Origin of the sequence: Paraburkholderia phytofirmans, from assembly GCF_046028095.1 — a bacterium.
In the GTDB taxonomy this organism is placed as follows: domain Bacteria; phylum Pseudomonadota; class Gammaproteobacteria; order Burkholderiales; family Burkholderiaceae; genus Paraburkholderia; species Paraburkholderia phytofirmans_A.
This window is the reverse complement of record NZ_JAQQDJ010000006.1, coordinates 377,329-398,563: the sequence shown is the minus strand read 5'-3', so window position 1 is coordinate 398,563 and position 21,235 is coordinate 377,329. Positions and strand designations below refer to the sequence as shown.

Here is a 21,235-nt window from a genome sequence, read left to right as displayed (position 1 = left end):
CTTATTTGAGGAGGTGATTATGTCTCGCGTATTGCACAACTGGATTTTTGTCGGCACTCACGCCTACGACGAGTACACCTTCGTCCCGTGGCTCAACAAAAACGTGTATCGGCGGACGGTGGATCTGAGTCGTGTGTGCCTGCTGTGAGTCAATCCGCGAATGCGAACGGATGCTTCTGTCATACGGATGATTCGATTCGTCAGAAGAAACACCATTCTTGCCCGCTCGTCGCTCGGGCTACTGGGTAACGGAATAGGTGGCGACGCAATGAAACGAAGGAAGACCATGCGCAACAGGTAGCGATAAGCGCGAGCATTGCTTACTATACGAAAAGTATCGGCGTCAGCTTAGCGTAACGAACTTTTCGAAGATCGAGCGATGAAACATGACAACGTTGGGGTAGGAAGTGAATCATTGCCAGACTCGCTTGTTTATGTGGTCGACGACGACGAGTCCATTCGGGGCGCCCTGACCTCTCTGCTCATGTCGGTTGGAATTCACGTGCGCGCGTTCGAATCGGCCGACGATTTTCTCGCCACGGACATGCCGGACGTGCCGAGTTGTCTGATTCTCGATGTTCGTCTGCGAGGCACGAGCGGCCTGACGTTGCAGCAGGATCCCTTCAAAGAAAGTGTTCGATTCCCGGTCATATTTCTGACCGGGCATGGTGACATCGAGATGTCCGTCAAGGCAATGAAGGCGGGCGCTTTCGATTTCATGACCAAGCCGTTCAAGGATCAGGATCTGATCGATACGATCGCCGCGGCGCTGAAAAGGGATGGCGAATTAAAACGCCAGGAGAGGATCGTGGCGGGTATCCGTCAAACCTACGATTCGCTCACGGCGCGCGAGCGGGAAGTCATCAGGTTGGTCGCCGACGGACTGTTGAACAAGCAGATCGCCGACCTCCTGTGTCTGAGCGAAGTGACGGTCAAGATCCATCGCGCACAAGCGATGCACAAGCTGCAGGCGCGCTCGGTGCCTGATGTCGTCAGGAAGTTACAGCAGGTGCTGCCGCTGCACTAAGGCGTCGGAATCCAATTTCCGGAGTCGCTGCGCGCTATCCGCCGTTCCCGGCCGGGATCTATCCCGGCTAATACGAGCTGTCACTAAAATCATTCTAAAGTCTTATTGTCGCGTGCTCCGTGGGCCTGTAATTTGCCTAGACGATTCAGCCTTTCTGAATCCTTTCGATGCCCTGCGGACTCGAGATGAGAACAAAGCGCTCTCCTGCAGTTATTGGGGTGGTGGACGACGACGAATTCGTCCGGATGGCGACATCCAGTTTGCTTCGTTCGGCAAGCTGGAAGGTGATTGTTTACGAGTCCGCCAACCATCTTTTAGGTGATACGCACCGCTCGGCATTGAAGCTTGTCGTCGCGGATATTCACATGCCGGGCATGGACGGTTTTGCGCTGCTGGAATCGATCAAGTTATGGAAGCGGCCGGTTCCTGTTATTTTCATTACCGCCTACGCGACGCAAGAGCTTCTCGAACGAGCGGAAGCTAGTGGAGCCGCCGGTTTCTTCTCAAAGCCAGTGGATGACGCGCGCCTACTCGCGCGGATCGGCGAGATATTGCCGAAGTGAGCTGGCTGAAAATCCGTCGGTTCGTCAGCGTGCGTGTCGCGACTGTCTGAACCGGGCGCCGGATGCGCTACGTATGCGCTACGTATGCGCTACGTATGCGCTACGTCGCCTTGCGCAGGCAACGTGAACTGAAACGTGGCGCCCCTCGCAGAGTTCGACGTCACCCATAGCCGTCCGCCGTGACTTTCCACGATCGAGCGGCAGATCGGCAGCCCCATTCCCAGCCCGTTGGGTTTGGTCGTAAAAAAAGCTTCGAATACGCCTTCCAGGTGCTCGGCGTCGAGGCCCGGTCCGGAATCCTCCACGCTAATGCACAGTTCGTCGATGCCGGACCTGCCGGATCGGATCAAAAGCGCTCGCTCGCCGACATCCGTTGCGCTCATCGCTTCAAGGGCGTTGATCATCAGATTCAGCATGACTTGCTGCAGTTGCACCCGATCGCCATGGATCTGCGGCAATCCTTCAGCCAGTTGCGTGGCCAACTCGACACCGTGTTTGCTGGCTTCGCTTCGCATGAACGCGATCAATTCGAGAATCGTTTCATTGATGTCGAGGCCGTCTTTTCGCTGCGGCTCCTTTTTAAAGAAAGCGCGGGTGCGATCGACGATGTTATTGGCGCGGCCACCGTCCGCGACGATCCGGTTGAGCGCCTGACGCACCTCGTCCAGATTGGGCGGGCGCGCCGCCAGCCAGCGCAAGGCGGCACTGGCGTAGGCGACCGTGGCGGTAATGGGTTGCTTCACTTCGTGGGCAATCGACGCCGATAGCTGGCCCATCGTCGCCACGCGATTGGAATGCGCCAGCTCCATCTGGAGTCCGACATATCGCCGTTCGCTGTCGCGCACGTCCTGTTGCGCCCGCTTCTGGTCGGTCAGGTCGAGTATGAAAGCGACGCCCTGCCCCTCGCGGCCGCCGAACGCCGCCGCGCCGACCAGCACGGGCACCCGGCTGCCATCCTTGCGAATGTATTCTTTCTCGAACGGATTGGCGCTGCCGGTGGTCGTTAGTTCCACCCTCACCCGTTCGTCGAGCTCGCGCCACTCGGGCGGAGTGAGATCGGGCCAGCGGATACGCCCTGAGACCAGATCTTCCCGGCTGTAATCCACGATGCGCAGAAAAGCGTCGTTTGCTTCGACGACGTTGCCATCAAAGTCCCAAATGTGGATCCCGATGATGTTGGAATCCACGAGGCGCCGAACCTTTGCCTCGCGCTCCTGAAGTTCGGCATATAGACGCGTGTTCTCCAGCGAAATGGCCGCCTGTGACGCCAGCAAATCGAGCAGCGAGGAACGGCGCGCCGTAAACACATGCGACGTGGCCGTGTTCTCGAGATACAGGAGGCCGCTGAGCGTGCCCTGTCTGACCAGCGGCAGGCAGAACAGGGAGCGCGTCGCGCCACTTGCCAGGTAGCTGTCCTGCGAGAACATATTGGGTACCAAGGCATCGTCGACGATGACGCTCTTTTGCGTATGGATCACGTAACGCAGAATGCCGGCAGGAACGGCGGAATGGGCAAGCGGCTCGCGGTTCAACGCGATCCCGTGTCCATTGATACGCGCCTCTACCTCGATCCGGTAGCCGTCCGGCTGCTGCGGCACAACTAGCAAGCCGCGATCGGCGCCCGAGGTCTGCAGCGCTATCGTCATCAGGCGCTCGATCAGGCCATCCAGTTCGATCTCGCTGGAAAGGGCTTGCGACGCCTTGAGCAGCGTCGCGGCGTCGAACTGCCGCCAATCGAAGCTGAGCGTCGACGTCGCGTTGCCTCCGTCCTGATTGGCGAGGCGCGGGAACTCCGCGTCGAGTTGCGCGACCTTGCCGTCCGCGCCCCAAAAGGCGAAGCAATGACGCGCGTTGCGCAAATACGCATCGGCGCTCGTTCTGAGCCCGCTGCTTAAATAGAAGCGACCGGCGAGTTCGTTGGCGATGCCTTCGTGGTGTGGAAAGCCGTTCTCGTGAGCGGAGTGCACAGCCTGTTCATAAAGGCGCATGGCGTCGAGATCGCGGCCCTCCAGACGCGCGAGCTCCGCACAGACAAGCGCATAGCGATTCTGATAGTTCTCCGGGCAGTGCTCGGCCCACATTTCGAGCTTGCTGAGTTTCGCTGCAAGAATGTGCCTGTAGGCTTGCTGCTGTTCCCCGGATGCCTGCGGATAAAGCGCCGTCAAGATGAGCGCATGAAAGAAATGATAGGTCGGTTCGATCGCCAGTGCCATGACGGAACTGAGGACCGCCTCCGCCCGGCCGGCCGCTTCCAACGCCTCTGAATAGCGGCCATCGAGGAAAGCGAGCACGACCTTGATGATGCGATAAACGCCGATCGCGCAGCCGAAGTTCGATTTGATGATGGCCTCGAAGCAGGCTGCTTCGTCGAAGGTCTCATCGTTCAGGTTCAACGGTTCGGTTGTCTTGCCGCGAAGACTGATGACGAATTGCCGCTCGACCCGGATCAACTCATACACCGCGTCGTTGTGACTCTCGCGCGCGAGCGCCGCGTATTTCTCGGCGAGCGTCTGCACGTCTTCGAGAGCAGCGCCTTTCTCGATCGTCTGCCAAACCGCGTTGAAGGCGACGTTGCCTGCAAAAACCAGGTCGCCCGCTTCCAGGCACGCAGCGGTGGCCCGTTCGAGCACCGGCAGATTGTTTGCAATGTGGCAGCGCCAGAAATTGACATGGGCGCCGTACAGATGCAGCAGCTTGCCATTCAGGCGCCGATTGCCGAACTTCTCGTTCAGCTTGAGCGACATCTCTGAAAACTGCACGGCGGTGGGGATATTGCCGATCAGGGACACCAGCATCAACGCGTAATTGCCGTAAGCAAAACTGGAGTTCTCGGTATTGCCGTGCTGCAAGGAGAGGTTCACCGCCTTGAGGGTAATGAGCGGATAGAACGCGGGCCGCGCGGCGAAAGCGCAGTTCATCGCCTGCAGGAGAAGATTGACGATTGCACCGATCGCGGGATCCGTCGCCACCGGTACCTCGACGAGTCGGTCAACGGAACGCCCGGCCTGATTGACATGAACGTCCCGCAATGCGCGGTCGAGGGCCGCCTGGATGTCCTGATCCGTCTCAGGAAAGAGAATACCAAAATCGCGCAGCGCGACCAGCGCGACCGCGAAGCTCTCGTCATATCTTCCGGCGAGCTGATACAACTCGATCCGCAGACTGAAGACCTTCGCACGATCGAGATTGGAGCGCGCTCTCGCGAGCATCATGTCGACCAGCGCGTCGGCTTTCGCAAAATCGCCGACCAGATATTCGCACTCCGAAAACGCGAGATAGAGATCGAAGGTGCTGTCGTAGCGCTGCGTCCATGCGTCGGGCGACAGCAGCGCAGCGCCCTGCGCCAGATAGCTGCGCGCGGCCGCGTAGGCCGTCGAATTCATCGCGCGCCGCCCCGCGATGAGGTTCAACGCAACGGTCTGCTCGCGCTCCGGCTCCGTCACGATCAGCGCCGCGCCGCGATTGAGATGGTTGACGATGTCGAAGATGGCATCTTCCAGCGCGTCCGACGGGGTCCGCGACACCAGCGTCCGGCCGATCCGCAGATGCGCGGCGGCGCGCTCGTCGGCGGGAATCAGCGCATAAGCGGCCTCCTGCACGCGGTCGTGCGCGAATTCATAGGCGTTGGCCACGCGAAAAACGAGGCCCGTTCGCACGGCTTCCCACAGGTTCGCGTGGATCGTCTCTTCGGAACCGCCCTGAACCCACGTCAGTGCGATCACTTCGGCGATGTTGCCGAGGCACGCCAGTTGCCCCAATGCATCGCGCGTCGGCGCAGGCAAGCGGCTCAGCTTCGCCGCCATCAGATCGGCGACGTTCTCGGTAAAACCCTTTGAACGGATGCGCGGCAGATCCCAACACCACGCCGCGGCGCGCTGATCGAAGGTGAGCAGATCTTCATCGGCGAGTGCGGTCAGAAACTGGATCGCGAAGAATGGATTGCCGCCGGTCTTCTCGTGCACCAGTTGCGCGAGCGGGCCGGCGCTCGTGCTGTCGCAATGAAGCGAATCAGCGACGAGTTGCGTGACATTCTGCGCTGTAAGCGGCGCGAGCTCTATCTGCTGCACCTTCCCTTCGGCATGACTTATCGATTCCAACGTGCGCGCAAACGGGTGCGATGCATCCACCTCGTTGTCCCGGTACGCGCCGACCAGCAGAACGTGCTTCACGTCCGGGTGCGTGACCAGATGCGCGAGCAGGTCGAGCGTTGCCGTATCGACCCATTGCAGGTCGTCGATAAACAGCGCGAGCGGATGCTCCGGTCGCGCGAACACGCCGAGAAAACGTCGAAATACGATCTGGAAGCGGTTTTGCGCATCCTGCGGCGGCAGCACGGGCGCGGGCGGCTGCTCGCCGATGATCAGCGCGAGCTCCGGGATCAGATTCACCATCAGCTGAGCGTTGGGCCCAAGCGCCTCCATCAGCGCGTGCCGCCACGGCTCGACCTCCGCGTCGCTCTGGCTCAGCAGGTTCCGTACGAGCGTCTGGAACGCCTGGGCAAATGGCACGTAAGGGATGTCGCGCTTGTACTGGTCGAACTTGCCGGACGCGAACAGGCCGCGCGGCGGCACCAGCACCCTGTGCAACTCGTTGACGACCGACGACTTGCCGATGCCCGGATAGCCCGAGATCAGCACCAGTTCAACCGCCCCGCTGCCCACGACACGATCGAACGCGGTCACGAGCGCTTCGATCTGCGCCTCGCGTCCGTACAGTTTTTCTGGGACCAGCAGGCGGTCGGACGCGTCGTGCGCGCCCAGCGGGAACGGATCGATGCGCTGGTGCGCCTCCCATGCCGCGAGGCACGACCGCAGGTCGGCTTCGACACCCGCCGCGGTCTGGTAACGGTCCTCGGCGGCCTTGGCGAGGAGCTTCAGCACGATCCCCTCGACCGGCTTCGGCAGGCCGCCGACGCGCTCGCCCGGCGGTGTCGGCCTGCGCGCAATGTGGCAATGAATCCACTCCATCGCGTCCGATGCGGTGAACGGCAGCGCGCCGGTGAGCATCTCGTACAGGGTGACGCCGAGCGAGTAGAGATCGCTGCGCGTGTCGATCGAGCGGTTCATGCGGCCCGTCTGCTCGGGCGCCATGTACGCGAAGGTTCCGGCCACGATCTCCGGCGGCGCGGGCGGCTGATGTTCGTGCGGCAGTTGCGAGGCGATGCCGAAGCCGGTGAGCCGCACGTTGCCGTTCCCGTCGACGAGCACGTTCGCCGGCTTGATGTCCTTGTGAACGAGCCCGCATCGGTGAACGTGGCCGATCACCCGCGCCAGATTGACGGCGATGCGCAACCAGCGCGTGAGTTCCAGCGGATGGCCGAGTGAGCGATAGAGGGGCTCGCCGCCGTCGTCGTCGAGAACGAGCATGGGCGGCTCTCTGCGACGGTACAGCGCAAGCGGCTGAGCCGCCCAGCTGGAATCGAGCAGCGGAGCCAATCCGTACTCGTGCTCGAGCCGGGTGATGCTCTGCGAGGCCGGGCGCGTGACGACCAGCGCAAGCACCGAGACGGCATGGCGGGGTCTGCGGGCGCGATAGAGGGAGAAGTCGCCGTCGTCGTGCAGCGGCTCCAACTCGTATCCGGTGAGATCCACGGCGGACTCCACTGTCGATCGGAACGAGTGCTTCGGCACTGGCTCCGGTCCCATGCAGAATGCGGTCGACCGGAGCTAGTGCAAAGCGCTTACTCCGGTCCCACGCTGGAAGCTTGCTGTAATGCTGTGAATTCCATTTAGAAATTATTGTCCGCGCTTCCCGCCTCCCCGGCTATTGCGCGCACTGCCGTCCCATTTATTGGACAGGCGCCGGCGCGACACATGGAAGTGACACAAAAAAAACGGCATGCGCGGCGCGCTTCCCGCGCGCGGCATGCCGCTGCATGAGGCCGGAACCTTCCGGCGCGCCGCGCCACAAACAATTGCGACGGCACGCGCCGCTTACTGCTGCGGCAAGGCGTAGGCAATCACATAGTCGCCGAGCTTCGTGCCGAACGAGCCATGCCCGCCCGCCGCGATCACGACGTACTGACGGCCGTTGATCGAATAACTCATCGGCGTGGCCTGGCCGCCTGCGGGCAGGCGGGCTTCCCAGACCTGCTTGCCGTTGTTCACGTCGAACCCGCGGATGTAGTTGTCCGCGGTCGCGCCGATAAACGCGACGCCGCCCGCGGTGACCATCGGACCGCCCAGCATCGGCATGCCCATTCTGAACGGCAATGGAACGGGCGAACTATCGCGCACCGTGCCGATGCGCTTCTTCCACACGATCTCATTGGTCTTCAGATCGATCGCGGAGATGTAGCCCCATGCCGGCTGCTTGCACGGCAAACCGAACGGCGAGAGGAACGGGTTGATCACCACGCCGTACGGCACGCCGTATTGCGGCTGAATGCCTGACTCCGTGCCGCTGCCCTTGGCGCCGGGCACGGGCTCCAACGGGTTGCCGGGTCCGCGCGGAATCAGACGCGAGACGAACGGCAGCGCGATCGGATTCGCGACGGCGATCTGGCGGTCGGTGTCGACGGCAATGCCGCCCCACTCGAACATGCCGAGGTTGCCCGGGAATACGAGTGTGCCCTGCAGCGACGGCGGCGTGAACGTGCCTTCATACCGCAGCTTGTGGAACATCACGCGGCACACGAGCTGGTCGTACATCGTCGCGCCCCACATGTCGGCGTCGGTCAGGTTCTTCGACGGACGATACGTGAGCTGCGAGAACGGCTGCGTCGGCGACACGTGGTCGCCGGGGGCGGCGCCTTGCGGCACGGCCGTTTCGGGCGCCGGCACGACGGGCACACCCGTGCGGCGGTCGAGCACGAACAGATTGCCGGTCTTGGCCGGCGCGTAGACGACCGGCACGTTCTGGCCATCCTTGCCGGTGATGTCGGCGAGCGTGGGCTGCGACGGCTGGTCCATGTCCCACAGGTCGTGGTGCGCGGTCTGGTAGAACCAGGCGAGCTTGCCGGTCGAGGCGTTGAGTGCGAGCAGGCCGCTCGCGTAACGCTCCTGCTCCGGCGTGCGGTTGCCGCCCCAGATATCCGGCGTCGTGACACCCATCGGCAGATAGACGATGTCGAGTTTCGCGTCGTAGGCGGCGGGCGCCCACGAGTTGGGCGAGTTCCACGTGTAGTGCTCGCCCGCGCCCGGAATGTGATTCGGGTCCTTCGCGCCCGGGTCGAACGCCCAGAGCAATTCGCCCGTGCGCACGTCGAAGCCGCGGATGACACCCGACGGCTCGCGGTTCGAGAAGTTGTCCTCGACCGAGCCCGCCACGACGATCACCTTGCTGGTGATGATCGATGGCGAGGTGGGCTCGTACATGCCCGCTGTCGTGACCGGCTGGGCGTGTTGGAGGTCGAGGTCGCCGTGGTTGGCGAAGCCCTCGCAACGTTGGCCTGTCAGTGCATCGAGCGCGTAGAGGTGGCCGTCGTTGACCGGCAGGTAGATGCGGCGTGTGCAGGCGGCGGTGGTGTCGCTCGCTGGCGCGGCGGCGGTTGTGGTATCGCTTGCGGGTGCCGCTGCGGCTGCGGTCGCATCGCTCGCTGACGCAGCGGTGGCTGCGGTGGCATCACTCGCGGTTGCGGCAGCGGCTGCGGTCGCATCGCTCGTCGGTGTCGCAGCCGCCGCAGGTGCGGCCGCCTTCGCACTGGCCGACAGATCGACATACGACACACCACGGCAAGTCACATGCTGGAACGACGGATCGGACTTCAGCCTCGGATCGAACTTCCATTTGAGCGCGCCCGTCTTCGCGTCGAGCGCGAAAAGAATCTGGTGCGGCGAGCACAGGTAAAGCAGATCGCCGATCTTGATCGGCGTGACTTCGTTGGTGATCTCGACAGGATCGTTGGGCCCCTTCATGTCACCCGTGCGGAAGGTCCAGGCCACCTGGAGATCCTTCACATTCTCAGGCGTGATCTGCTGTAGTGGCGAGTAGCGAGTGCCTTCCTGGGTGCGCCCATAGGCGGGCCAGTCGGCGGCGTCGATTCCACTGCCGGTGCCGGCGGCGCTCGCGGGCGCGGAGGCGCTCAGAGTGCCGTTCACCTGCTGCGGATCGTTGAAGCTCGCATACACCAGCACGCCCGCCCATGCCACGAGCGCGACGACGAGTGACACCACACCCAGCTTGCGCTCGCCGACGAGCCGCCAACTCACGAGCAGCAGCAACCACACGCCGAAGATGACGAGCACACCTGAGCGCGGCGCGAGCGCCCAGAAGTCCGGACCCGATTCCATCAGAGCCCAGATCGCCGTGCCGATCAGCACCAGCGCATAGAGCACGAGCGCGGCGGGACTGCGCCGCCACAGGAGCCAGGCCACGCCCAACAGCACGATGCCCGTGACGAGATAGTAGGCGGAGCCGCCGACCGAAAGAAGCCATGCGCCGCCGATCAACAAATAAAGCGCGGTGAGCACGGTGAAGAGCAACGTGATGACGCCGATCACGCCCCGGGAATTCGACTGACTGGTCATGATGATCGCAACCCTCTTGAGTGGATACCGCCTGCCGTCGGTACCGACGCCGAATTCACGCGCCGGAGCACGGAAAAAAGCATATCAGAAGGTGCGCATTATTCTGCTGAAACTGTACATTCGCGATTCGCCGGCCATCGGACTCGTCGCCAGGAAGCGCGCGGTGTCGCGAGCATCGAGGACGTACCGCTCGTGACGTCGTTCGCGTTGGCGTATTTCAATTCAAGGTCCACGCCGGCTTTCCTTTCGCTCTCCTTTCGTTTTCGCCGTCCGCGTCACCATCAGGCGACCCATGCTTTATCGCGCCTTGCTCGCCCCGCTCCAGCCAAACCCGAAGCTCGACTGCAGCGCGGGCGCCCACTTCGCGCACGCACGAAAACCCAGCAGCGCGCCGCCCACGGCAAACAACACGGGAATCAGAAAGTCCTGGCTCACGCGGGTGAATTCGAACATGAGCACCACGGCGGTGATCGGCATCTGCATGGAGGCAGCCAGAAACGCCGTTGCGCCGATCACCGCGAATGCGCCCAACGACGCCCCCGGCCACACGAGGCTCCACAATCCGCCGAGCACGATCGCCAGCAACGCGCCATTCGCGAGTCCCGGCGTGAGCAGGCCGCCTTCGGCGCCCGCGCGCAAACTGCTCGCGGTGATCACCACCTTCAGCACCAGCAGCATCGTGGCGAGACTGATGGTCAGGCCACCATCGAACGCCAGGCCCGCAGGTCCCTTACCATTGCCGAGCAACTGCGGGAAATGCATCGCGAGCACGCCGATCATCGCGAAGTTCAGCAGCGACAACACCGGCAGGCGCCAGTTTTTTGGCGCGGCCGCGCGCGAGCGTTTCATCAGTTCCGCGAAGCTCCACGCCGCCACGCCGAAAATCGGACCGCACACCACAGACCAGACCACGAGCGCGGGGCTCAGCGTCATCGACGGAACGAGGTATTGATGCTCGTTGCCCAATCCCAGTTGCGCAACCAGCGCGGCCATCGACGAGGTGACGATGGCCGGCACCACAGCGGGCCAGCCGAACGTGCCCAGCAACACTTCGAGCACGAACACGGCGCCGCCGAGCGGCACGTTGTAGACCGCGGCCAGACCGGCGCCCGCGCCGCACGCCACCATGATCCGGCTCTGCGCGACCGACAGGCCCGCCCGGCGCGACAGCCAGCCGGCCAACGCCGAGCCGATTTCGCGCGGCGCGACTTCGCGGCCGAGCGGTGAGCCGAGCGCCACGGTGACGATCTGCAGCACGGCATGAATCGTCGTGCTCATGACGGGCATTTGCGGATCGTCGGACTTGACGGCCTGGCGAATGCTCACGAGCGGCCGGCCGAACCGGTACAGCGCCCACCAGCCGAATCCCGCGACCAGGCCGCAAATCGTCAGCACGAGCAGGCGGCGCTCGGGCGCGGCAGCGCTGACGCCTTGCAGAAAACTCTCGGCGCTGATGACGTGCGTCACGCTGTATCCGTAAGCAAGATGCTGGATGCCGTGCAGCAGCAGCGCGAGCAACATGCCGCCGAGGCCGGCGCCGAGGCCCGTAAGCAGCGTGACGGTGGCGACCACGGCAAAAGGACTCCGCTCGCGGCGTACAGGCTCGGAAGTGATTGATTTGACTGACATGGCGCGTCGACAAAAGCGAATAGATGGGATGGCGGCCATCTTATTCCGCGACGCAACATGAATCCAATTGATTTTTCAGCTCGACTGATGCGTGGATTGCATATATTAACGTGACGACCTATCCAGGCACTTGCGAAGCTCGCGTATCAACCCGCGCCGTCTCGTTCGATCCGATAGCGCACATACCCGTCCGCGTCGACCGGCGCGCCTTCCGGGCAGCGCATGCCCAGCTTCGCGGCAAGCCGTCGCGATGCGGTGTTTTCCGCCGCGATGCCCGCAACCACCGCGGACAGTCCGACCGTCGCGAACGCGTGCTCGACTATCGCCCGCGCGGCCTCTCCCGCGATCCCTCTGCCCCACGCGGAACGCACCAGGCGCCAGCCGATTTCGACCTCCGGCCCGGCGGTGTCTTCTGGAATCAGCAGCACCCAGCCGAGAAAACGCTCCGGCGCAGCGCGTTCGAAGATCGACCAGTAGCCGAGCCCGTCGGGATACGCGCAGCGCATGCGCGCCTCGACAAACTGCCGATGCGCGACCGGGTCCTGCCACGGACCCGGAATATGCCGCGTGACCTCGACGTCGCGATCCATGGCGAGGCATGCTTCGAGATCGTCGAAGCTGCGCGGCCGCAACAGCAAACGCGCGGTCGTGAAGTGCGGCAAGCTCATCGGCGACTCCCCTCTCGACTCAATTCAGCAACGACGGCTCGCACGGCGCGACTGGCGCGATCCCGCCGCACATGATTAGCGAATGGAAACGACGAACATCGACACCACGCACGCCACGCCGACGAACCACACGAGCGAACGCAGCGACGCCAGGTTCGCGACATACAGCACGCCGTGCAGCACACGTGTGACGACGAACGTGATCGCCAGCCAGTTGATCCACGTGATCGATCCGCCCGCCTGTCCTGCGACGACGATCGCCGCGGTGAACATGGCCAGCGCCTCCCACGCGTTCTGATGCGCCGCATGAGCCCGCGCGCGCCAGCCTTCGAGACCGGCAAGATAGGCGCGTGGCGTGCGATTGTCGTAGCGCCTGCTGACTTTCGCGAGCATGGTCCACGGAAACGGCAACAGCGCCACGATGAGCAGGCATAAATGCGGAATTGTCATTGGTGAGTCCCCCTTGTATGCACGACGCGAAACGCCGCGAGCCGCTGTTATACCCGCCGGCCAGCACCGCCGCCAACCGGAATTCGGCGAGCGTCACCTCTACCGATTCAGCCAATCGCTTAAAGTCAAATTGACCGGATTAGTACGAAATCACACCCGAAACAGATTACAAATAACAAAATTAATTGCACACACCGTTAATACAATAATTACATTTTCCCGACACGAAGCGCACGCCGCCATTCTGCGCGAATTCGGATCCAGGGATTAATACGGATAAAGGCGCCTTCATCCATGCAAGCGTTTAACAGTCGGCGTACACTCGCTCGAAGCCCATGCCACGGGGCGTACGGGGCTGCGGAGCCACCCGTCTTTGAACACGGGTGAATGGAGAACCAGGAGAACAATCAATGAGTTGGACACGGGAACAAAGAAACGTCACGATCGCTGCCTATCTGGGCTGGACACTCGACGCATTCGATTTCTTTCTAATGGTGTTCGTATTGAAAGATATTGCGGCGGAGTTCAATACAAAAATTCCCGAAGTCGCCTTCGGCATTATGTTGACCCTGGTGATGCGTCCGCTCGGCGCATTGATTTTCGGCTGGCTCGCCGACAAGTACGGCCGCCGCCCCACGCTGATGGTCAACATCGCGTGTTTCTCATTGCTCGAATTGCTGTCCGGCTTTTCGCCGAATCTCGCCACCCTGCTCGTGCTGCGCGCGCTGTTCGGCATCGCGATGGGCGGCGAATGGGGCGTCGGCGGCGCACTGACCATGGAGACCGTGCCGCCGAAGTCGCGCGGCATCGTCTCGGGTCTGCTGCAAGCTGGCTATCCGAGCGGCTATCTGCTCGCTTCGGTCGTATTCGGCGTGTTCTATCAGTACATCGGCTGGCGCGGCATGTTCTTCGTCGGCGTGTTGCCGGCTTTGCTCGTGTTGTACGTGCGCGCCCACGTGCCGGAGTCGCCCGCCTTCAAGACGCTCGAAAAGAAAGCGCGTCCGGGTCTCGTCGCCACGCTCAGGCAGAACGTCAAGCTGTCGCTGTACGCGATCATTCTGATGACCGCGTTCAACTTCTTCTCGCACGGTTCGCAGGATCTGTATCCGACCTTCCTGCGCGTGCAGCATCAGTTCGACGCGCACACGGTGTCGTGGATCACGATCGTGCTGAACATCGGCGCGATTTGCGGCGGGCTGTTCTTCGGCGCGTTGTCGGAGAAGATCGGCCGCAAGCGCGCGATCTTCATCGCTGCGTTGATCGCGTTGCCGGTGCTGCCGCTGTGGGCTTTCTCGACTACGCCAGTGCTGCTCGCAGTGGGCGCCTTCCTGATGCAGATCTCCGTGCAGGGCGCGTGGGGTGTGATTCCAGTACACCTGAACGAAATCTCTCCCGATGAAATTCGCGCGACCTTTCCCGGACTGGTGTATCAACTCGGCAATCTGATCGCGTCGGTGAACGGTCCGTTGCAGGCGAGCGCGGCCGAAGCGCACGGCAACAACTACGCGCTCATCATGGCGATCGTGATCGGCATCGTGGCAGTGGTGATCGCCGCGCTGATTCCGTTCAGCCGCGAGCGCCGCGGCATCGACATGACGCAGTCGGCGAAACAGGTCGCGGCGCAGCTTTAAGCGTTCGAACCAAACAGCTATTTTACCGGCGCGTTATCGGGCACAATAGGCAGCAAAGGCGGCTTGAACCGCCGCGACGCAGAGCACGCGTCAGCACGTATACGCAGGGCCAAACAGAGTAGCAAGCAATACGAGGCCGTTCCGATTTTCATCGGAACGGCCTTTTTTATTTCCGCGCGGATTGACGGGCCGCTCGCAATGGAAAGACGGACCCTCGTCAGGTCTTCTAGAGGAGTTAGTCGACTGTGACCCCTTGATCGCACGCATCATTTCTTCTTATCCTGAAAAAAACGGCCGTTTCAAATAAACATTTGAATCGCTTGTTTGCGCGCCGGATGCCCGGCAACTGGGAGACGCAACATGGCAGTTCGCACAACAGGCCGGCATGCCGGCGATACGAAGTCCCGCATCCTCGACGCCGCCGAAACGCTCTTCATCGACTGCGGCTATGAGGCCATGTCGTTGCGCCAGATTACTTCGCGCGCCGAGGTCAATCTCGCGGCAGTGAACTATCACTTCGGCAGCAAGGAATCGCTGATTCACTCGATGCTGTCGCGCCGCCTCGACCATCTCAACCAGGAGCGGCTCAAGCTGCTCGACCGCTTCGATAGCCTGCTCGGCGAGCGTCTGACCTGCGAGCATGTGCTCGGCGCGATGTTCATTCCGGCGCTGCGCCTGTCGCGCGATCCGCGGGTAGGCGGCAAGGCGTTTCTGCGTTTGCTCGGCCGCGCTTATACCGATCCGTCGTCGTTCATTCGCGACTTTCTCAACGGGCATTACGCCTCAGTGGCGGTACGTTTTTTCGATGCGTTTCAGCGCGCGCTGCCGCATCTGCCGCGCGAGGAACTCGGCTGGCGTCTGCACTTCGCGATCGGCGCGCTGTCGGGCGTGCTGGCCGGCACCGACACGGACAGCCTGCTCTCCGAGTTCTCGCAGGGCAAGTCGATGAACGACCTGCAACTCATCGCCCGCCTCGCTTCGCTGATGGTGGCCGCGCTCAAGGCACCGTTGCCTGACGGCACGCAACTGGCCGCGTTCGCCGCGGTACTCGGCGACGCTAGCGAAGGCGGCTCGGAGTGCGCGGGCGTCGGCGTCGCTGAAGCCGCGAGCGCGGCGCGTAGTGAAGGCGGATCGGAGTCGCCATCGTCATCGCCGGCCGTATCGGAAGGCGACCATCGCGGCGGCAACATGGAAGCAGGTTCGCGGCAGCACGCATTCCACGGCGCGGCTTAGCGAGCGGGCGCTGCGGGCAACGCGCCGCCATGAGCCGTTGCCCGCATGTGGCGCCTGCGCGAGCAGCCGAGCGAATCACCACCACGTCATGCGGGCAAACCAGAATAGTAAGCACGCCGCAGTGTCGAACCCGTAGTGAACCGGCAATCCCTACGCCGCCGGTGAGCGCGAAACAGGCAACAAGTACTCAGTCAACACTCAGCAAGAAGGCAGCCGAACACGATGAGCGCCACATACCTGAGCAGCACGTCTAAGTTCCGCACCTAAGCGACACCGCGCTGTCGAACTGCACACACGACGCGCACACGCATACAAAACGCGGCACGCGCGACAGGCCGACAGACGCAGGCGACATGCAAACGCGCAACGAGGCAGCGCGAGCGTGACGCAGAACATCAACAGAACGCGAACCATCCGCGCTGCGTGGATGCGTCCGCACGCACCATCGAAAGAGGAGGAAACGTCATGCCGTGGTTCATCCTGGTGTTAGTGATTGCCGCCTTCGCGCTCGTCTACGTTCAGGCGCGCGCGGGATGGTGGCTTGCCTTCATGATCGTCTGGGTGGCGGCCGCGCATGTCAGCGGAGCCGCGGGTCCGGCGGTCACCACGCTGCTTGCCATCGTCTTCGTCCTCCCCGCCCTGGTTCTTGCGCTCAAACCGCTGCGCCGCACATGGCTCGCCAGGCCCGTGCTCGACATCTTCCGCAAGATCCTGCCGCAGATGTCGCCGACCGAGCGCGACGCGATCGAAGCCGGCACCGTCTGGTGGGACGCCGAACTGTTCTCCGGACGTCCGCACTGGGACAAGCTGCTCGGCTACGGCCCCGCCACCTTGACTGCGGAAGAACAGTCGTTCCTCGACGTCGAATGCGAGAAGCTGTGCGACCTCGCGAACGACTGGGAAACCACCATGGTCTGGCAAGACCTGTCGCCGCAAACCTGGCAATACATCAAGGAGCGCGGCTTTCTCGGCATGATCATTCCGAAGCAGTACGGCGGCAAACAGTTCTCCGCCTACGCGCATTCGCAGGTCATCATGAAGCTCGCCACGCGCTGCTCGGCCGCCGCCGTTTCGGTGATGGTGCCGAACTCGCTCGGCCCCGCCGAACTGCTGATGCACTACGGTACCGACGAGCAGAAAAACCACTACCTGCCGCGCCTCGCACGCGGCGACGAAATCCCCTGTTTTGCATTGACGAGCCCGTATGCGGGTTCCGACGCGGCGGCGATTCCTGATGTCGGCATCGTGTGCAAGGGCATGTTCGAAGGCCGCGAGACGCTGGGCTTTCGCGTCACGTGGGACAAGCGCTACATCACGCTCGGCCCGATTGCGACCGTGCTCGGCCTCGCGTTTCGCGCGCTCGATCCCGAGCATCTGCTCGGCAACGACGATGAACCCGGCATCACCTGCGCACTGATTCCGACCGACCATCCGGGCGTGAACATCGGCCGCCGTCATTGGCCGTTGAACGCGGTGTTCCAGAACGGCCCGAACTCGGGCAAGGACGTGTTCATTCCGCTCGACTGGGTGATCGGCGGCCGCGCCCAGGTCGGCAACGGCTGGCGCATGCTGATGGAATGTCTCGCGGCAGGCCGGGCGATTTCGCTGCCTTCGTCGAATGTGGGGATGGCGAAGATCGCCGTGCGCGGCACCGGCGCTTATGCGGCGGTTCGCCGCCAGTTCCGCACCGCCGTCGGCAAGTTCGAGGGCGTGCAGGAAGCGCTCGGACGCATGGGCGGCAACCTGTACGTGATGGACGCCGCGCGCCGCCTGTCCGCGCATGCGGTGGATCTCGGCGAAAAGCCTTCGGTGATCTCGGCGATTGCCAAGTATCACATCACCGAGCGCGCCCGCATGGTCATCAACGACGGCATGGATGTCGCCGCCGGCAAGGGCATCTGCATGGGGCCGTCGAACTTTCTCGCGCGCGCCTATCAGCAGGTGCCGATCGCGATCACCGTGGAAGGCGCCAACATTCTCACGCGTTGCCTGATCATCTTTGGGCAGGGGGCGATTCGTTGTCACCCGTATGTGCTGAAGGAAATGGCCGCCACGCGCGAACCGGATCGCGCCCGCGCGCTGCGCGATTTCGATGAGGCGTTCTTCGGCCACGTCAGCTTCACGCTCTCCAACGTGGTGCGCAGTTTCGTCTATGGCGTGACGGGCGGCGCGTTCATCGCCAAACCGCGCACGGCGCATGCGCCGCTGCTTTCTTACTACCGCGCGGCCACCCGCCTCTCGACCGCGTTCGCGTTGCTCGCCGATGTTTCGATGTTCGTGCTCGGCGGCGATCTGAAACGCCGCGAGCGCATCTCCGCGCGTCTGGGCGACGTGCTGTCGCAGCTCTACCTGATCTCCTCCACGCTCAAGCGTTTCGAAGACGAAGGCCGCCAGGAAGAAGACCTGCCGCTGGTCCGCTGGGGCGTGGAGGACTCGCTGTATAAAGCGCAACACGCGCTCGACGGCGTGCTCGCCAACTATCCGAACCGCCTCGCCGCCGGCCTCGTGCGCGTGCTCGCGTTTCCGTTCGGACTGCCGTATCGCGAGCCGTCCGACCGCCTCGGCAGCGAGATTGCCGAACTGATGCAAACGCCAGGCGCCGCCCGCAATCGTCTGGTGTCCGATTCATACGTGCCGCATCCGGATGTCGACGCGCTCGGCTACGGCGAGCTGGTGTTCGAGCTGAACCCGCGTTTCACGCGGATCGAGCAGAAGCTGCGCGACGCGGTCAAGCAAGGGCTGCTCGATCCGATGCCGCAGAGCCTGCCGCAACTGGCCGCATGGACAGACACCGCACAGAAAAAAGGCCTGCTCGACGCCGACGAGCGCCGCGTGCTCGACGACTACGCGCGCTACGGCGCGCAAGTCGTGAAGGTGGACGATTTCCCCGCCGACTTCGACATGCTCGCCAATCTGCAAAAGCGCAAGGAGGCGCTGGAAAAAGCGCTGGAGCTCGCCGCGTGAGTTCGGCACCGGCTTAAAAAAACATCCGGGGAAGGCGCGCCGCGGGCGTCGAACTCGGTGCACACTGACACACGTTCGACGTCCCTCAGAGAGACTCTTTGCGGGCGTCCCCCACGGGGACTTCCCTCGGGCGTGGCCAGCGGAGCGACTAATAATATGAACGACTCTTATCTGAACTTCGTCAACTCGCCGTTCGGCGCGCGCCTGGCGCGCTCGGTCGGCCTGCCGAAGCCCGAGGTGCTGCGCCGCTATCGCGCGGATCAGCCCGAGTTCGGCGGACTGGTCGCCCTCGGCGCGGGCCGTGAGCCGCATCTGCTCGACGCGCTCGCGAACCTCGTGGCGAGCATCGGCGTGACGAGCGTCGCGCATGAAAGCGCCGGCTTGTGGGTGCCGCTCGCCAACCGCCACGGTCTCATGACCGGCCGCTTCGAACCGGCCGACTCCGGCTCGCAAGGCAAACTCGCGGCGCTGCTGTTCGACGCGAGCGGCATCGAAGACAGCACCCAGCTCGAACCCTTGCACGGCTTCTTTCACGACACGCTGCGCTCGCTCGGCAAGTGCGGGCGCATCATCGTGCTAGGGCGGCCGCCGGAGACCTGCACGAAGCCGCGTCAATGGACCGCGCAACGCGCGCTCGAAGGCTTCACGCGTTCTCTCGGCAAGGAAGCGCGGCGCGGCATCACCGCGAATCTCGTGTACGTCGAGCAAGGTGCGGAAAACCGGGTGGAAGCGACGTTGCGGTTCTTTCTGTCGCCGCGCTCGGCCTATGTGTCGGGCCAGGTCGTACGCGTCGCCGCTAGCTCAACCGCAAGCGGCGATGCCACGCCAGCGTTCGATTGGCAGCAACCGCTCGCGGGCCGCCGCGCGGTCGTGACGGGCGCGGCGCGCGGCATCGGCGCCTCGATTGCGAGCGTGCTTGCCGCCGAAGGCGCGCACGTGATCGGCATCGACATCCCGACAGCCCGCGACGCGCTCGACGCGACCATGCGTCAGTTGAACGGCACCGCCCTCGCCTTCGATATCGCTGCACCCGAAGCGCCCGCGCAGATCGCGGCCGCGCTCGACGAACAGGGCGTGGACATCGTCGTGCACAACGCCGGCATCACGAAGGACAAAACCATCGCGAAGATGACCGAGGCCGCGTGGCAAAGCGTGATCGACATCAACCTGTCCGCGCAGGAACGGATCGACGACGCCCTGCTCGCCGCCGGCATTCTGCGCGACGGCGGCCGGATCATCGGCGTGTCGTCGATCAGCGGCATCGCCGGCAATCTCGGCCAGACCAATTACGCCGCGTCGAAGGCCGGCGTGATCGGCCGCGTGCAAAGCATGGCGCCGCATCTGCGCGCGCGTGGCATCACGATCAACGCGGTCGCGCCGGGCTTCATCGAAACGCAGATGACCGCGAAGATTCCGCTGACCATCCGCGAAGCCGGCCGCCGCATGAATTCGATGAGCCAGGGCGGCCAGCCGGTCGACGTGGCGCAGACCATCGCGTGGCTCGCGCATCCGGGATCGGCCGGCGTAAGCGGCCAGGTCGTGCGCGTGTGCGGACAAAGCCTGATTGGAGCGTGACCATGGGTGAGCCCGGTGATCCGTTCGGCGGCAGTCCTCTATCGAACCCGACGCGGCCGGATGCGGTGCGGCCCAAGACCGTCGTGATCGACACCTTGCCCGCGCCCGCCAAGCTCTATGCGCGCGCGCTGTCTGGCCTCGTCAAACGCGGGCGCGAGACGCAACTGCCGCCGCTGCGACTGGTGCGCCCCGCCGTCGCGCTCGACCCGGGGCCGATCTGGCGTTACTCGCGCGTGTGCGGCTTCATCCCCGAGCACGGCGTGCCGCTCACGTATCCGCATCTGCTCGCCTTTCCCTTGCATCTGCTGATGTTGACCGACCCGGCGTTTCCGTGGCCGGCGCTCGGGCTCGTGCATCTGGCCAACCATGTGCGCCTGCGCCGGCCGCTCGCCTACAAGGAGATGCTGCGCGTCGAGGTGGAATTCGGCGCGCTGCTGCGCCACGACAAAGGCCAGGCGTTCGTGCTGCATACGCGCATGTACCGGCGCGGCGAAGCGGTCTGGGACGGCGACAGCGTCTATCTGAAGCGCGGCGTGCCGGCGAGCGGCAGCGTGCTCGATCCGCTCGAACTCGGACCTGACGCGCTGCAACGCATCGCGCGCTGGCAACTCGCGTCGCAACTGGGCCGCGACTACGCAGGCGTGTCCGGCGACTACAACCCGATCCATCTCACCGCGCTGTCCGCGAAGGCCTTCGGCTTTCCACGCGCGATCGCGCACGGCATGTGGACGCTGGCGCGTGCCGCCTCCGCGTTGCAGCCGCCGAAGCCGCTCGCGGAAGCCACGCTCAGCGCCGAATTCAAACTGCCGATGCTGCTGCCCGGCGAAGCGACGCTGTGGAGCGCGTCGCCTTCGCTGATCGAACGCGACATCGAAGTGCGCGATATCGCCGGGCAGAAACCGCATTTGCGCGGCCGTATGCAATGGAGGTTGCAATGAGGTGTGCGCATCGTGCGGCTGGCGTCGAAACATGCGTCGAATCGTCGAATCGAGGGCGGCTGAAATCGTTGCTGGATCGGAGCCCTCGC

Annotated in this window: 13 protein-coding genes; 8 read left to right on the top strand and 5 right to left on the bottom strand. The window is 63.5% G+C overall.

Annotated elements, in window-relative coordinates:
• The first annotated feature begins 19 nt into the window (after window positions 1-19).
• The 3 genes from PQR54_RS20005 (at window position 20) to PQR54_RS19995 (ending at window position 1,590) form a co-directional block, all read left to right on the top strand.
• Entirely contained in the window at window positions 20-148 is a 129-nt protein-coding gene (locus tag PQR54_RS20005) for a hypothetical protein (protein WP_408218529.1), read from the top strand.
• 231 nt (window positions 149-379) lie between these two features.
• Window positions 380-1,027: a response regulator transcription factor gene (locus PQR54_RS20000; protein ID WP_408248655.1), complete on the top strand. Its 648-nt coding sequence runs from the start codon at window positions 380-382 to the stop codon at window positions 1,025-1,027.
• A 185-nt stretch (window positions 1,028-1,212) separates the two neighbouring features.
• A complete protein-coding gene (locus PQR54_RS19995; RefSeq protein ID WP_408248653.1) occupies window positions 1,213-1,590 on the top strand; it encodes a response regulator in 378 nt (125 codons plus the stop codon).
• 89 nt (window positions 1,591-1,679) lie between these two features.
• Here PQR54_RS19995 and PQR54_RS19990 read toward each other — a convergent pair whose 3' ends face one another.
• The 5 genes from PQR54_RS19990 to PQR54_RS19970 all read right to left on the bottom strand — a co-directional run bounded on the left by PQR54_RS19990 (window position 1,680) and on the right by PQR54_RS19970 (window position 12,805).
• Complete coding sequence (locus tag PQR54_RS19990; RefSeq protein WP_408248651.1) at window positions 1,680-7,181, bottom strand: trifunctional serine/threonine-protein kinase/ATP-binding protein/sensor histidine kinase; 5,502 nt, start codon at window positions 7,179-7,181, stop codon at window positions 1,680-1,682.
• A gap of 342 nt (window positions 7,182-7,523) precedes the next feature.
• The gene (locus PQR54_RS19985; protein ID WP_408248649.1) at window positions 7,524-10,058 is read right to left on the bottom strand and encodes a glucose/quinate/shikimate family membrane-bound PQQ-dependent dehydrogenase; all 2,535 of its coding nucleotides are present in this window, start codon (window positions 10,056-10,058) and stop codon (window positions 7,524-7,526) included.
• Window positions 10,059-10,355: 297 nt separating this feature from the next.
• Complete coding sequence (locus PQR54_RS19980) at window positions 10,356-11,687, bottom strand: chloride channel protein (RefSeq protein ID WP_408248647.1); 1,332 nt, start codon at window positions 11,685-11,687, stop codon at window positions 10,356-10,358.
• Window positions 11,688-11,833: 146 nt separating this feature from the next.
• Window positions 11,834-12,355 (bottom strand): GNAT family N-acetyltransferase, encoded by a 522-nt coding sequence (locus tag PQR54_RS19975; RefSeq protein WP_408248645.1) that lies wholly within the window; start codon window positions 12,353-12,355, stop codon window positions 11,834-11,836.
• A gap of 75 nt (window positions 12,356-12,430) precedes the next feature.
• Window positions 12,431-12,805, bottom strand: coding sequence for an MAPEG family protein (locus tag PQR54_RS19970; protein WP_408248643.1), 375 nt, complete (start codon window positions 12,803-12,805; stop codon window positions 12,431-12,433).
• 410 nt (window positions 12,806-13,215) lie between these two features.
• Between PQR54_RS19970 and PQR54_RS19965 the strand changes: the two genes are divergently transcribed.
• From PQR54_RS19965 to PQR54_RS19945, 5 genes are all read left to right on the top strand, one after another.
• Window positions 13,216-14,436: an MFS transporter gene (locus PQR54_RS19965; RefSeq protein ID WP_408248641.1), complete on the top strand. Its 1,221-nt coding sequence runs from the start codon at window positions 13,216-13,218 to the stop codon at window positions 14,434-14,436.
• 360 nt (window positions 14,437-14,796) lie between these two features.
• Window positions 14,797-15,669 (top strand): TetR/AcrR family transcriptional regulator, encoded by an 873-nt coding sequence (locus PQR54_RS19960; RefSeq protein ID WP_408248639.1) that lies wholly within the window; start codon window positions 14,797-14,799, stop codon window positions 15,667-15,669.
• 465 nt (window positions 15,670-16,134) lie between these two features.
• Entirely contained in the window at window positions 16,135-18,633 is a 2,499-nt protein-coding gene (locus tag PQR54_RS19955; RefSeq protein WP_408248637.1) for an acyl-CoA dehydrogenase, read from the top strand.
• Between the two features lie 156 nt (window positions 18,634-18,789).
• On the top strand, window positions 18,790-20,208 hold the full coding sequence (locus tag PQR54_RS19950) for a 3-oxoacyl-ACP reductase (RefSeq protein ID WP_408248635.1): 1,419 nt from the start codon (window positions 18,790-18,792) through the stop codon (window positions 20,206-20,208).
• Between the two features lie 2 nt (window positions 20,209-20,210).
• Entirely contained in the window at window positions 20,211-21,146 is a 936-nt protein-coding gene (locus PQR54_RS19945) for a MaoC/PaaZ C-terminal domain-containing protein (protein WP_408248633.1), read from the top strand.
• The last annotated feature ends 89 nt before the right edge of the window (window positions 21,147-21,235 follow it).

Coding starts and splice junctions, on each gene's coding strand:
- PQR54_RS19965 (WP_408248641.1), top strand. CDS start 13,216: ATGAGTTGGACACGGGAACAAAGAAACGTCACGATCGCTGCCTATCTG.
- PQR54_RS19970 (WP_408248643.1), bottom strand. CDS start 12,805: ATGACAATTCCGCATTTATGCCTGCTCATCGTGGCGCTGTTGCCGTTT.
- PQR54_RS20005 (WP_408218529.1), top strand. CDS start 20: ATGTCTCGCGTATTGCACAACTGGATTTTTGTCGGCACTCACGCCTAC.
- PQR54_RS19960 (WP_408248639.1), top strand. CDS start 14,797: ATGGCAGTTCGCACAACAGGCCGGCATGCCGGCGATACGAAGTCCCGC.
- PQR54_RS19955 (WP_408248637.1), top strand. CDS start 16,135: ATGCCGTGGTTCATCCTGGTGTTAGTGATTGCCGCCTTCGCGCTCGTC.
- PQR54_RS19945 (WP_408248633.1), top strand. CDS start 20,211: ATGGGTGAGCCCGGTGATCCGTTCGGCGGCAGTCCTCTATCGAACCCG.
- PQR54_RS20000 (WP_408248655.1), top strand. CDS start 380: ATGAAACATGACAACGTTGGGGTAGGAAGTGAATCATTGCCAGACTCG.
- PQR54_RS19995 (WP_408248653.1), top strand. CDS start 1,213: ATGAGAACAAAGCGCTCTCCTGCAGTTATTGGGGTGGTGGACGACGAC.
- PQR54_RS19975 (WP_408248645.1), bottom strand. CDS start 12,355: ATGAGCTTGCCGCACTTCACGACCGCGCGTTTGCTGTTGCGGCCGCGC.
- PQR54_RS19950 (WP_408248635.1), top strand. CDS start 18,790: ATGAACGACTCTTATCTGAACTTCGTCAACTCGCCGTTCGGCGCGCGC.
- PQR54_RS19985 (WP_408248649.1), bottom strand. CDS start 10,058: ATGACCAGTCAGTCGAATTCCCGGGGCGTGATCGGCGTCATCACGTTG.
- PQR54_RS19980 (WP_408248647.1), bottom strand. CDS start 11,687: ATGTCAGTCAAATCAATCACTTCCGAGCCTGTACGCCGCGAGCGGAGT.